The organism is Deltaproteobacteria bacterium (assembly GCA_016210045.1).
Taxonomy (GTDB): Bacteria; UBA10199; UBA10199.
The window spans coordinates 125,346-137,712 of record JACQUX010000038.1 but is presented as its reverse complement, the minus strand read 5'-3'; the positions used below and the strand labels follow the sequence as shown (position 1 = coordinate 137,712).

At 62.2% G+C, this 12,367-nt stretch carries 13 protein-coding genes; 9 read left to right on the top strand and 4 right to left on the bottom strand.

Annotated features, from left to right (window positions below):
* The first annotated feature begins 8 nt into the window (after nt 1–8).
* The 9 genes from hppD to HY696_11080 all read left to right on the top strand — a co-directional run bounded on the left by hppD (nt 9) and on the right by HY696_11080 (nt 8,362).
* Complete coding sequence (hppD, locus tag HY696_11120; GenBank protein MBI4238946.1) at nt 9–1,094, top strand: 4-hydroxyphenylpyruvate dioxygenase; 1,086 nt, start codon at nt 9–11, stop codon at nt 1,092–1,094.
* Between the two features lie 21 nt (nt 1,095–1,115).
* Complete coding sequence (locus HY696_11115; protein ID MBI4238945.1) at nt 1,116–1,796, top strand: response regulator transcription factor; 681 nt, start codon at nt 1,116–1,118, stop codon at nt 1,794–1,796.
* 91 nt (nt 1,797–1,887) lie between these two features.
* Nucleotides 1,888–3,315 carry a HAMP domain-containing protein gene (locus tag HY696_11110; GenBank protein MBI4238944.1) on the top strand — a complete coding sequence of 476 codons (1,428 nt, stop codon included), beginning with the start codon at nt 1,888–1,890 and terminating at the stop codon, nt 3,313–3,315.
* A 114-nt stretch (nt 3,316–3,429) separates the two neighbouring features.
* Nucleotides 3,430–4,530, top strand: a complete 1,101-nt coding sequence (pstS, locus tag HY696_11105) for a phosphate ABC transporter substrate-binding protein PstS (GenBank protein ID MBI4238943.1) — start codon at nt 3,430–3,432, stop codon at nt 4,528–4,530.
* Between the two features lie 3 nt (nt 4,531–4,533).
* Nucleotides 4,534–5,451, top strand: coding sequence for a phosphate ABC transporter permease subunit PstC (gene pstC, locus HY696_11100; GenBank protein ID MBI4238942.1), 918 nt, complete (start codon nt 4,534–4,536; stop codon nt 5,449–5,451).
* 104 nt (nt 5,452–5,555) lie between these two features.
* Nucleotides 5,556–6,368, top strand: coding sequence for a phosphate ABC transporter permease PstA (gene pstA / locus HY696_11095; GenBank protein ID MBI4238941.1), 813 nt, complete (start codon nt 5,556–5,558; stop codon nt 6,366–6,368).
* Nucleotides 6,365–7,117 carry a phosphate ABC transporter ATP-binding protein gene (gene pstB / locus HY696_11090; protein MBI4238940.1) on the top strand — a complete coding sequence of 251 codons (753 nt, stop codon included), beginning with the start codon at nt 6,365–6,367 and terminating at the stop codon, nt 7,115–7,117. The genes pstA and pstB overlap by 4 nt, the downstream gene beginning before the upstream one ends.
* A gap of 175 nt (nt 7,118–7,292) precedes the next feature.
* On the top strand, nt 7,293–7,961 hold the full coding sequence (gene phoU, locus HY696_11085; protein ID MBI4238939.1) for a phosphate signaling complex protein PhoU: 669 nt from the start codon (nt 7,293–7,295) through the stop codon (nt 7,959–7,961).
* Between the two features lie 218 nt (nt 7,962–8,179).
* Nucleotides 8,180–8,362 (top strand): hypothetical protein, encoded by a 183-nt coding sequence (locus HY696_11080; protein ID MBI4238938.1) that lies wholly within the window; start codon nt 8,180–8,182, stop codon nt 8,360–8,362.
* On the opposite strand, the gene HY696_11075 is transcribed toward HY696_11080, so the two are convergent.
* The 4 genes from HY696_11075 to HY696_11060 form a co-directional block, all read right to left on the bottom strand.
* A complete protein-coding gene (locus tag HY696_11075) occupies nt 8,359–9,402 on the bottom strand; it encodes a membrane dipeptidase (GenBank protein ID MBI4238937.1) in 1,044 nt (347 codons plus the stop codon). The two genes, HY696_11080 and HY696_11075, sit on opposite strands and share 4 nt — an antisense overlap.
* Nucleotides 9,402–10,565, bottom strand: coding sequence for an ATP-binding protein (locus HY696_11070; GenBank protein ID MBI4238936.1), 1,164 nt, complete (start codon nt 10,563–10,565; stop codon nt 9,402–9,404). Before HY696_11070 ends, HY696_11075 begins: the two co-directional genes overlap by 1 nt.
* Nucleotides 10,566–10,629: 64 nt before the next feature.
* On the bottom strand, nt 10,630–11,886 hold the full coding sequence (locus tag HY696_11065) for a homogentisate 1,2-dioxygenase (GenBank protein ID MBI4238935.1): 1,257 nt from the start codon (nt 11,884–11,886) through the stop codon (nt 10,630–10,632).
* Nucleotides 11,887–11,958: 72 nt separating this feature from the next.
* Entirely contained in the window at nt 11,959–12,234 is a 276-nt protein-coding gene (locus HY696_11060; GenBank protein ID MBI4238934.1) for a hypothetical protein, read from the bottom strand.
* Nucleotides 12,235–12,367 lie beyond the last annotated feature (133 nt).

Sequence of the window (12,367 nt, the reverse complement as noted above, 5' to 3'; positions counted from 1 at the left end):
GGTCGACTATGGCGTGGACCATTAAGAACTACGACCATCTGGAATTTATTGTCGGCAACGCGAAACAAGCGGCGTTTTATTATCGCAGCGCGTTCGGCTTTCGCCTCGTCGCGTACGCCGGGCTGGAAACCGGGGTGCGGGATCGTGCGTCGTATGTGTTGGAGCAGGGCGACATCCGTTTCGTGCTCACAACGCCGCTCACGCCGGAACATCCGTTCGCCGAGCATCACAAGCTGCACGGCGACGGCGTCCGCGCCATTACGTTAGTCGTCGACGACGTCGCCGCCGTGTATCGCGACACGATCGCGAAAGGCGCACATTCCGTGGCCGAACCGCATGTGGCCGAGGACCGCAATGGCACGGTCCAGACCGCGTCGATCGCGACGTTCGGCGACACTATTCATACGTTCATCGATCGCACCAAATACCAAGGCGTCTTTCTGCCCGGCTATGAGCCGGTCGAACGCGATCCGATCCATCGCCCTGCAGCGTTGCAACTGATCGACCACGTGGTCGGCAATATGGAATGGAATCGGATGAACACGTGGGTCGAATATTACGAGCGCGTGTTCGGTTTTCATCGTTTCTGGAGCGTGGACGACAAGCAATTGCACACCGACTATTCGGCGCTCCGCTCCACAGTCGTCGCCAGCGCGAATGAGCGGATTAAATTCCCGCTCAACGAACCCGCGCCCGCCGCGCGCAAGTCGCAGATCGAGGAATACGTGGAATATTATCGCTCCGCCGGCGTGCAGCATATCGCGATGCACACCGAAAACATCATCGAGGCAGTCACGAAGCTGCGCGAAAACGGCGTCGAGTTCTTGAAAATCCCGGGCAGTTACTATGAATCGCTCGAAGCGCGGGTCGGCAAGATCGATGAAGACGTAAAGACGCTCGCCAATCTCGGCATCTTGGTCGATCGCGACGAACACGGCTACTTGCTGCAGCTGTTCACGAAACCGGTCGAAGATCGGCCAACGCTGTTCTTGGAAGTGATCCAACGCAAAGGCGGCCAAAGTTTCGGCGTCGGCAACTTCAAGGCGTTGTTCGAAGCGATCGAACGCGATCAAGCCGCGCGCGGCAATTTGTAACACGGCACGGAGTCGCCACCGATGATCCTCCTGATCGAAGACGAACGCGACATCGCCGACTTGGTAAGCTATCACCTCCGCCAGGCCGGCTATACCGTGGCCTGCGCCGCGCGGTTGCGCGACGGGATCGCGCAGGCACTCGCCACTCCGCCGGAGTTGATCATCCTCGACCTGATGCTCCCGGACGGTTCCGGTCTCGACGGCTGTCGCACGTTGAAGAATAATCCGCAGACGCGGCACGTGCCGATCGTGATTCTCACGGCGCGCGGCGAAGAGATCGATCGCGTGGTCGGTTTCGAAGTCGGCGCGGACGACTATCTGACGAAACCGTTCAGTCCGCGGGAACTGACGTTGCGCGTCCGCGCGATCTTACGGCGCCACGGCGACGACCGCGACGCGGCGGCGCCGACACTCAGCGCAGGGCGCCTCCGCGTGGACACGAACGCGCATCAAGTCTTCGTCGACGATCGGCTCGTGCATGTGACGGCGATCGAATTCAAACTGTTGCACTACTTCTTGAGCAACCGCGGCCGCGTCGCGACGCGCGACACGTTGCTCGACCGCGTGTGGGGGTACGAAGCCGCACTGACCACGCGCACCGTCGATACGCATATGAAGCGGCTGCGCGAAAAACTTGGGCCTGCCGGCGACGCGATCGAAACGGTCCGCGGCGTCGGCTACCGCTTCGTGGGCGGGGAGTGAGTGAAACAGAACGGCCTCCCCCTCACCCCGCCCGCGCGGCGCGGGCTGCCCTCTCCCCAACGGGGAGAGGGAGATTATGGAAGGAAGGTTCATGACAGGCGCACGGATCGGTTGGCGGCTCTTTGCAACTCTGGCAGCGGGGATGGGCCTGAGTCTTTGCGCGGCCTCGTTCGTCTTAACTACCGCCCTTCCACGTACGGTGAGGATCGTCCTCGAACCGGAACTCCGCGCCGCACTGATCGCGGCGCTCGCGATGGGTGGCTGCTTCGCGCTCGGCGTCAGCGTCGTCGTCGCACGCCGCTTCAGCCGCAGCGCACGCGCGTTGCGTGACGCCGTGACCCAATTCGGCAACGGCGTCTTCACGCACCGCATCGTGATCCGCCGCTATGATGAACTGGGCGGCTTAGCCGACGACGTCAACACGTTAGCGACGCAATTAGAACAGCGACTGGCGGAGCACACGGCGGCGCACGAACGTCTGCAGGCCATCTTACAAGGATTATCGGACGGCGTCTTGGTCACGAACGCGCGGCACGAACTCACGCTCGCGAATCCACAGGCCCACACGTTGCTCCAACTTCCCCACGAGGCCGTCGGGCAATCGCTCCGCGCAACCATTCGCGATCCGCTGCTCCACGACACCATTGGCGCCGCCCATCGCGACCGGCAGCCGACCGCGTGCGAACTCGCGGTGTCGCATGGGTCCGAACCGCGAAGCATCCACGTGCAGAGCGTCCCGATCGCGCTCCTGCACACAGCAGGGCTCGAGTGCGTCTCCGTGTTGCACGACGTCACCGCATTTCGGGCCTTGGAAACCATGCGGCGCGACTTCGTCGCCAACGTGGCGCATGAACTCCGCACGCCGCTCACCAGCATCCGCGGCTATGCAGAGACGCTGCGCGACGGCGCGTGGCGCGACGCCGCCACCGCACTCCCATTTTTGGAAAAAATCGAACGCAGCGCCATCCATCTGCAACGTTTAGTGGAACAGATGCTCCGGCTCGCCGCGATCGAGGCGGGACACATTGCGGTCGATCGACAATCAATCGCGGTCGGCCCGCTCTGCGAGCGCGTGATTGCGGACCTCGCGCCGCTCACCGATCGGCGCCGCCTCACGCTCCACGTCACGACCGAACCGCGCGACTTGATGGTCGCTGCCGATCCCACGCTGCTCACCCAAATCATACGCAATCTCGTGGAGAACGCGATCCAATGGACTCCGGACGGCGGCCGGATCGACGTGACTGCGACCGAAAACGCCGATCAATGCCGCATCGCCGTGCGCGACACCGGCGTCGGCATTCCAGCCACCGCATTGGAACGAATCTTCGAGCGCTTTTTCCGTGTGCCGCAAGCATCCATTCCACTTTCCGCCGGAGGCGGGTCCGCCTCCGGCGGGGGCCTCGGCCTCGCGATCGTCAAACATTTGGTCCAACTCCACGACGGCACGATCACGGTACAGAGCACACCGCGTCAGGGGAGCTGCTTTACGGTGCAGCTTCCGAAGACAGGGTATTAGCGCAGCGCACTAATCGTCACCGAATTGTCACACCCGCTTCATCATCCCGGCACCGTGTCCCGATAGAGAGGAACGCGTAATAATTTTCATCACGTACCCAGGGGGCCTCATATGATGCACGCTCATATCCGCCGCGTCCGCGCTGCCGCATTGCTGCTCTGCGGTCTCTGGCCGCTACTCGCATGCCAACGGAGCGGTCCGGCGCCGACCGCATCACCAACAACGGCCTCCACGCCATCGACCACGACGCCAACCGGCACGCTGCGACTGACCGGGGCCGGCGCGACGTTTCCGTATCCGCTCTATGCGAAGTGGTTCTACGAATATCAGCGCACGCACGCCGGCGCGCAGTTCAACTATCAATCGATCGGCAGCGGCGGCGGCATTCAACAAATGACCGCGAAGACCGTTGACTTCGGGGCCAGCGACGCGCCGATGAGCGACGAACAACTCGCGAAATCCGGCCGCACTATTCTGCATATCCCAACCGTGTTAGGTGCCGTGGTTGCGGTCTATCACGTTCCCAATACGCCCGGCCGGCTGCAGCTGACCGGCGCGCTGCTGAGCGAAATTTATCTCGGCCACATCACGCAATGGAACGATCCGGCGTTGACGGCGTTAAATCCGCAATTGGCGGGCGTTACAGCTGCCATCATGCCGGTCTATCGCTCCGACGGCAGCGGCACGACGCATATCTTCACCGAATATCTCGCGAAGGTCAGTCCCGCGTGGCAGACGAACGTCGGCGCCGGTAAAGCGGTGCAGTGGCCGGTCGGAATCGGCGGCAAAGGGAATGAAGGAGTGACCGGGCTCGTCAAACAAACGCCGGGCGCGCTGGGCTACGTCGAACTCACATACGCGAAGGAGAATCAATTGGCCTACGCCGCGGTGCAAAATCGCCTGGGCCAATTCGTGGAGCCGACGACAGACAGCGTCACCGCAGCGGCCGCAGCGTCGCTCGGTGCTATTCCGGCGGATTTTCGCTGCTCGATCACCGACGCAGACGGCACGACGGCGTATCCGATCAGCGCATTCACGTATCTGCTGATCGATCCGACACCGGCCGATGCCGCGAAGGCCAAGGCGCTGGAAGGATTTATTCGCTGGGCGCTGGGGCCGGGTCAAGAGTTGGCGCCAGCGCTCCACTACGCGCCGCTGCCGAACGCGCTCCGCGAGCGCGTGCTCGCCACATTGGGCCAATATACCGCACGGTGACCTATGTTTCGTGGCACGGATCGACTCTTCATTCGCCTGATCGGCTGCGCCGCACTGAGCGCGATCGGCGTGCAGTTGGCGATGGCGCTCTTTCTGGGGCACGGCGCATTCCCGATCCTCGCGCATGCGGGCTGGGGTTTTCTTACCGACTCCGTCTGGAACCCGGTGCTGGACCACTTCGGCGCATTGCCCATTTTGTACGGCACCGTCCTCTCTGCGCTATTGGCCCTCTGCCTCGCGGCCCCGCTCGGATTCGGCATCGCGATCTTTCTCGCCGAACTCGCGCCGCGCTGGCTGCGCGCCGTCGTCGGCCCGCTCGTCGAACTGCTCGCCGCCATCCCGTCGGTCATTTACGGCCTTTGGGGCATTTTCGTGCTGATCCCGTGGCTGCGCGACAGCGGCGAGCCGCACCTAATCCGCGCGCTCGGCTTCCTGCCGTTGTTTCGCGGACCGGCGTACGGCATCGGCCTCTTCGCGGCCGGCGTGATCCTGGCGATTATGATCTTGCCGATCATCACGGCACTGAGTCGCGACGTGTTGCTTGCGGTGCCGAACACGCAGCGCGAGGCCGCGTTGGCACTCGGCGCGACGCGCTGGGAAATGATCCGGATCGCGGTCTTGCGCTACGGCCGATCCGGCCTACTCGGCGCGGTCTTTCTAGGCCTCGGGCGCGCGTTAGGGGAAACGATGGCCGTCACGATGGTGATCGGCAATCGACCGGACATTACCGCGTCACTCTTTGCGCCGGCACAGACAATGGCCTCGCTGCTCGCCAACGAATTCGCGGAAGCGACGGGTGAATTACATCGCAGCGCGCTGTTCGCCGTCGGCCTGTTGCTGTTCGTGGTCACGCTCGGGATCAACGCGTTGGCGCGCGTGATGGTCCATCGGCTCGTGCCGCAACGTCGGAGCGTGGCATGAAATCGATCAACGGTCTCCTCTCCCCTTGGGGAGAGGGCTGGGTGAGGGGGAGATCCGCAGGGGCAGCAAGCGGATTACGTCTGCGGCACGCCGTGAACTACGCGATGATTCTCTGCTGCGTGGGCTGCACGCTGATCGCGCTCGTGCCATTGCTGTTGATCACGACGCAGCTCGTGCAACGTGGCTGGGAGGCGTTCACGCCCGCCTTGTTCACCGCGCTGCCCCGCCCGGTCGGCGAATCCGGCGGCGGGATGGCGAACGCGTTCGTCGGCAGCGGCCTGATCTTGCTGCTCGCGGCCGGCATCGGCATCCCGCTCGGGATCGGCGGCGGCCTGTTTCTCGCCCATACGCGATCCACGCGGCTCGCCGCTTGGGTCCGCTTCGCCGCCGATTTGCAAAGCGGCACGCCGTCGATCGTGACCGGCATCTTCGTCTATGCCCTCTGCGTCACGACGCTCGGCCACTTCTCCGGCCTGGCTGGCGGCATCGCGCTCGGCTTGATCATGATCCCGCTCGTGTTGCGCACCACGGAAGAGATGCTGCGCCTCGTGCCGCGCGAAGTGCGCGAAGGGGCAATCGCACTCGGCATCCCGTATTGGCGCGTGATGTGTTCCGTGGTGCTGCGCGCGGCGCGCAGCGGTATCGTCACCGGCATCTTGCTCTCACTGGCGCGGATCGCCGGAGAAACGGCGCCGCTCCTGTTCACGACGCTCGGCAATCCGAATTGGTCGTTCGATCCGTTGCAACCGCTCGCCGCATTGCCGTTGCAAATTTTCACCTACGCGATCAGCCCGTTCGCCGCATGGCAACGCCAAGCCTGGGCCGGCGCATTGGCGCTGATCGGTTTCGTCTTGCTGTTGAACCTCGGGACCCGTATCTGCTTTCGGACTTCGTCCTCGGCTGGAGATAAGCCATGAATGCCAAGCTCGAAACGAAACAGTTGAAGGCGTGGTTCGGCGACCAAACCGTGCTGCGCGATATTTCGCTCGCCATCCCCGCCGGCGAAGTCACCGCGATCATCGGCCCGTCCGGATGCGGAAAGTCCACGCTGATCCGTTGCCTGAATCGGATGCACGAGACGGTCCCGCAGGCCGGATGGAGCGGAGACGTGCTGCTCGACGGTGCCGCGACGCAACGGCTCGACCCGGTGTTGCTGCGCCGCCATGTCGGGATGGTGTTTCAACGTCCGAATCCGTTTCCCACCATGTCGATCTTCGAAAATGTCGTCGCGGGACTCCGACTCTGCGGCGTCCGCGATCGCCGCACCCTCGATGCCGCCGCGCTCGCAAGCCTGCGCCGCGCGGCCCTGTGGGACGAAGTGCGCACCAAGCTCGACGCGCCCGGCACCAGCCTTTCGGGCGGCCAGCAGCAACGGCTCTGCATTGCCCGCGCGCTGGCGGTCGAGCCGGACGTCTTACTGATGGACGAACCGTGTTCCGCGCTCGACCCGATCGCGACGACGCGGATCGAGGAACTGATCCACGAACTGCGCGGGCGGTACACGATCGTGATCGTCACGCACAACATGCAACAAGCGGCGCGCGTCGCCGACCGCACCGCGTTCCTGTACTTGGGCGAATTGATCGAATGGGGCCCGACGCAAACTCTATTCACGAATCCGAAAGACCGACGCACCGAGGAATATCTCACCGGGAGGTTTGGATGAGTGCTCCCCGCCCCAAGGGGCGGGGGATCCTCTCCCCTCTCCCTGTTGGGGAGAGGGCTGGGTGAGGGGGGGACCTCCAGGGCAGCATCCACTTGATGCCTCCCCCTAACCCTCTCCCCAAATGGGAGAGGGGGGAAATGCGACAAAGCGTGAAAAATTTCACTTGGAGAAATAAATGCGCAAACACACCGATACCCAATTCGACGCGGGACTCCGCCAATTGCAGGATTCGCTGCTTCATACCGGCGGCCTGATCGAAGCGATGATCGGCGACGCGATGGCGGCCGTCGCGGAACGCGATCCACTCACCGTCCCGGCGATCTTGGCGCGCGACGAAGAAGTCGACCGACTCGAGATCGCAATCGACGCCCAATGTCTGAATCTCCTCGCGCTCCATCAGCCGATGGCATCGGACTTACGACTCATCATCATCGCATTGCGCGCCAACAAAGACTTGGAGCGGATGGGCGACTTGGCCGTAAATATCGCCCATACCGCGCAAGACCTGCTCGGCGCGCCACCCGACACCGTGCCCACGGCGCTGGCGGCGATGGCCACCCAAGTCCGGCAAATGGTCAGCGACGCGCTGAATGCGTTCGTCCGCCGCGACGCCGCACTGGCCCGCACCGTCTGTGCGCGCGACGACGAAGTCGACGCTCGTAATCACGCGCTCTTCGAACAAATGCTCCAGCAGATGGAGCAATCCCCCGCCGCGATCCGCCCCGCGACCGGCGTAATCGCAATCGCCGGCCATTTGGAACGGATCGCCGATCACGCGACGAACCTCGCCGAAGAAGTGATCTTCATCGTCGAAGGCGAAGACATCCGCCATCGGGGGGCGTAAACGGTCCATGAGCAGATGTCGAACGATTCTCTCGTAGCACCGACCAGTGACCCATGCTATGCTGCGACCTATGGAGTACGGCATCTCCCACGACCGCGAGGAGGAATCACTCGAAGCGAAAGCGCGGTGGTTCTGGCAAAAACCACTGGAGGACCGTCTCCGCGAGGCGCTTGAAAGCGTCGTCTTCGTCAATCAATGGTGCCAAGTCGAGATCCCTGATGATCGTTCAACATATACAACTGTTCAAATCCTTGAACTCCCACGGGGTTGAATATCTGCTGATCGGAGGGACGCTGGCCATTGCGTATGGCGTCCCGCGTGTCACCAAAGATCCAGGCGATCTGGAAGACATCAAGATTCTTCAACTCGCCCGCCAACAGCTCACGCAAGGGCCCCGCTAAGCCGCCGCCCCCAAAAACCGCGCGGCGTTGCGCCAGGCGATTTGTTCGCAGACGGCCTCGGAAAGGCGTAATTCGCGGCGCAGCAGCGCGAACAGATTGGGGTAGTGGGTCGCGTTTTCGAAGCCGGGGTAGAAATGGGCGTGCGGCTCCGTGGACCGCATGGCTGGCGGAAGATCGCCTTCGTAAAAGAAATCCGCGCCACAAGCCAAATGGCGTTCGCCGCCGAGTTGCAGCAGCTGCGCCGCGTGCCGCGCGAATTGCGCGGCGCTGTTGCCGCCGACGTGGTCACGGATCCAGTGCATACCGATCACGCCGTCGGCGGCGATAATCGCGCGCAGCGTCTCGTCCGAGAGGTTGCGCGGGATATCGTGCACCGCACGGAAACAGGTGTGGCTCGCCAACAGCCGGAGCGTCGGCGCATGCGCGGCGCGGTAGTTACAAATATCGTGGGCCAGTGATTCCGAGGTGTGGGCGAAATCCACGGCGATGCCATATTGCGCAAGATAATCGAGCAACACGCGCCCTTCCGCAGTCAATCCGGAGCTCGTGGCATCGCCGCCGCCGAAACGATTGGCGTCGCGCCACGTCAGACTCAGATAGACCAACGGCCCGGCAAGCATGCGGATCCGGTCGAGCCGTGCGAGCACGATATCGAGCGGCTCCGATTCCTCACCCAACACCGACGCATTTTCGATCGCGCAGGCCAATTGGATACGGCGGTCGTCGCCGTTAATCGCCTGGCCTGGTCGCCACGCGTGGACCGTCGCGGATTGTTCCGATAACAGTCGCTGGAAGGTTTCCGCCTGACCGATTCCGGCACGCCCCGATCCCGGTTCCGTCAGGTGAAAGATCGCACAAATTTGCAGCCGCACGCCGCCGGCCTGCAATTGCGGCAATGCGCAACGCGCCTCCGGCAGAAACGGCGTGCATTCGGGGTGATTGTAGAGACACGACAGCAGGTCACAGTGGAGATCGATGATGGGCAACCGCTTGAGGGCTGATTGCTGGGTGCCGGTACAGTCAGAGTGCTTGGCAAGCATCAATGCAACTCCGCCAAGGTGTCAGTCAGAAACTCGCCATATGGCACGATCTCGGTCCCGTCATCGAAACGTTGCCGACGCAATCCCGTGTACACGACGACGCGGCGAATGGACTGCCCCACGACTTCTTCCAGCGAACGAAACCCTCGCGGATCCACGGTTGAGATCCGCGCGCCGCTCTTGCATTCGATCCCGACGATCTCTCGTCCCGTATCGATCACTATATCCACCTCCGCCCCCGCCTGCGTCCGATAGGAGGCAATGTGCCAATGGCACCGATGCGCTCGTTGATAATACAGGCATTGCAGCAGCAGCCACTGTTCGAACAACAGACCACGCTCCACAGGACTGATCGGCCGCTGGTGAATGCCGAGCAATGCATTGCGCACGCCGATGTCAAAGAGGACATAGCGGTCGCGCTGACTGACGCGGCGTTGGTTGACACGCGGCTGAAATGACGGGACTCGGAACGCCAATAAGGTGTCTTCCAAGAGGGAAAAAAAACGGCGGATCGTTTCGATCGGAATCGCGGCATCCGACGCCATTTTTGAATAGTTGATCCATTGTCCGCTCATTTGCGCAGCGATATCAACAAACCGCGAGTAGGCCCCGATATCGCGCGTCAGGGCCTCCGCCTGCACCTCTTCACGGAGATACACGGTGGCATACGTGTCGAGCAGGTCCCCACCGCGTGTTGCGTTCAAGTAGACGCCCGGCAATGAACCGAGCCGCAACACGCGTTCCAAATCGAATGTCGCCCCCATTTCACTGTACAAGAGTGGATCGAGGTGCTCGAGAATAATTCGCCCCGGGAGCAGGTTGGCTCCACCTCGTTTCAGCTTGCGAGCGCTCGAACCCGTCAACAGAAAGCGATGAGCAGTCCCCTCATCGAGCATGGCTTGCACCATGTTGAGCAGCGCCGGGACCCGCTGCACCTCGTCGATCACGACCAATGTCGCGGCACGGAGCGCCGCTAATTCGCGTCGGAGCAGCGCCGGAACTTTGGCATACTCCAAAAAAAGCGACTCATCGGCGAGGTTGATGTAGCGTCCGGGATGCAACGCCTTGGCCAACGTAGACTTACCGACCTGCCGCGCCCCCAACAACAGGATGTGATGCTTGCGCTCTTTGCGCAGCCGGCGAGCCAAAATTCTTTCAATCATACAGTGATATTACCTTGCAAATTCACCACGCACAAGATTTATTCCCCCACTCAAACACAACGCCTTACACGCCCGATGATTCGCCAGCGGCGTCGCCGCGGCCCGTTTCCGTCCAACGCGCGTCGTTCCAACTGACGGCGTAATCCGGCGTCCGGTATTGATAGCCGTGGGTCGTGATCTGGAGGCTCTCGAAATAGGTGTCGAGCATGACGGCCAAACGCGCGGCCATCGTGCCGCGTGCGGCGAGCGAGCGTTTGGCGGCATGGCCTTGCGGACTGTGCGGCGTGCCGCCGGGATGAAACGTGAACGAGCCTTCGCTGATCACGCCTTGGCGCGCGCCGTAGCTGGTGTTGCAGAAAAACATGCATTCGTCGCTGTCGACGTTGTAATGCGCGTAGGGTGCCGGCACTTCCTTCGGATGCCAGCCCTCCATTTGCGGCACGAATGAGCAGAGCGAAAACCCGCTGTACGGCACTTTCCCGGTCTGGAACGTTTGGTGGACCGGCGGCGCGGTGTGGATCTCGCGCGCGATCCCGTGATGATTCTTGACGTCGAACACGAACGGATAGAGCGCACCTTCCCATCCGGCCACGTCGCACGGATGGTGTCCAAGTGTGAGACGCGTGACGCGTCCGCCGCCGTGTTGGACGAAGATCGGATACGTCCCGCGCCGATCGATAAACGGCGGCAATTCCGGGACTTCGATTTCGGTCTCCACCACCGGAGAAACCAGCGTGGCCTGTCCGGCCGGATTCATATAGTGTTGCGGCCATTCGATCGGAAACACCGATTCGGTCAGCAACAGAAACGCGCGCGGCGTCGTCAGATCGATCCGATACGTCGTCCCCTTCGGGACGACGATGTAGACATGTCGGCGAAACGGCAGACGCCCGTATTCCGACGTCAGCACGCCCTCGCCTTCTTGGACAAAATAGATCTCATGCCGCTCGCCGTTGCGGAAAAAGGTGTCGGGCGAAAACGAGGCCGTCGGCTTCACGATAGAAAGCGTCGTCTGCGGTCCGAACACGATCGGCGTCCGCGCCCGCAATGCGTCGCGACCGAACGGCATCTCACCGGTCTGGATCAGGAACGGTTGCAGAATTTCGGCTTCGGCCGGGACTTGCGGGATGAAATTGAAATCGGCGCGTGTCGGCGGCTCGACTTGTTCGGTGGGATACGATCGGACGTGGAGCTTGCGCGACCACGCGCCGCTAAAACCGTAGCTCCCGTGGATTTCTTCCAACGCCAATACGCCAGGGATGGCGTAATGTTCGGTATGTGGCGTCGCCGGTAACGTTCCGCGTTTGACGATCATAGCCATAAATTGGACCCTCCGCTTCAGCGCTCTAGCGGAGGGGACGCCACGATATCAACGCGAAAAGCACTCGCCGGCTCAGAACGGGTTCTTCCGCACGGTTTTTTCGATCTCTGGCACAAACGACTTGCCCCGATCCCGAAACAGCGCGTGCTGGGGCGGATCCGTCCGGCCGAGCAGTAACATAACTTCCGGCTTGTGAATCCTGCCGACAACGACGATCGCATCTTCGTCGCTAATCCGGATTTCGCGCGGCTGCGCACGACTGGTCTTCGGCGCCTTCTCCGGCTCCCCGCGGGTCTGCGGTGTGGCTCTCCCCGCACTCGGCGGCGCAACATTCGGTGGCTGGGCCATAACAACCTCCTTACTCAGGTGAAGACTCTGAACAACGACTGTGCAATATATCGGTGTGCGCGTGAAAAAGTTGCTAGCAGAATGCTGACCGCGCGTCGACCGGCCAAGCGGTAGTTAGATTTATCAATGGATT

What these genes read in the sequence shown, in the direction of transcription:
- hppD (MBI4238946.1), top strand. Translation starts at nt 9, where the DNA reads ATGGCGTGGACCATTAAGAACTACGACCATCTGGAATTTATTGTCGGC.
- HY696_11115 (MBI4238945.1), top strand. Translation starts at nt 1,116, where the DNA reads ATGATCCTCCTGATCGAAGACGAACGCGACATCGCCGACTTGGTAAGC.
- HY696_11110 (MBI4238944.1), top strand. Translation starts at nt 1,888, where the DNA reads ATGACAGGCGCACGGATCGGTTGGCGGCTCTTTGCAACTCTGGCAGCG.
- pstS (MBI4238943.1), top strand. Translation starts at nt 3,430, where the DNA reads ATGCACGCTCATATCCGCCGCGTCCGCGCTGCCGCATTGCTGCTCTGC.
- pstC (MBI4238942.1), top strand. Translation starts at nt 4,534, where the DNA reads ATGTTTCGTGGCACGGATCGACTCTTCATTCGCCTGATCGGCTGCGCC.
- pstA (MBI4238941.1), top strand. Translation starts at nt 5,556, where the DNA reads ATGATTCTCTGCTGCGTGGGCTGCACGCTGATCGCGCTCGTGCCATTG.
- pstB (MBI4238940.1), top strand. Translation starts at nt 6,365, where the DNA reads ATGAATGCCAAGCTCGAAACGAAACAGTTGAAGGCGTGGTTCGGCGAC.
- phoU (MBI4238939.1), top strand. Translation starts at nt 7,293, where the DNA reads ATGCGCAAACACACCGATACCCAATTCGACGCGGGACTCCGCCAATTG.
- HY696_11080 (MBI4238938.1), top strand. Translation starts at nt 8,180, where the DNA reads ATGATCGTTCAACATATACAACTGTTCAAATCCTTGAACTCCCACGGG.
- HY696_11075 (MBI4238937.1), bottom strand. Translation starts at nt 9,402, where the DNA reads ATGCTTGCCAAGCACTCTGACTGTACCGGCACCCAGCAATCAGCCCTC.
- HY696_11070 (MBI4238936.1), bottom strand. Translation starts at nt 10,565, where the DNA reads ATGATTGAAAGAATTTTGGCTCGCCGGCTGCGCAAAGAGCGCAAGCAT.
- HY696_11065 (MBI4238935.1), bottom strand. Translation starts at nt 11,886, where the DNA reads ATGGCTATGATCGTCAAACGCGGAACGTTACCGGCGACGCCACATACC.
- HY696_11060 (MBI4238934.1), bottom strand. Translation starts at nt 12,234, where the DNA reads ATGGCCCAGCCACCGAATGTTGCGCCGCCGAGTGCGGGGAGAGCCACA.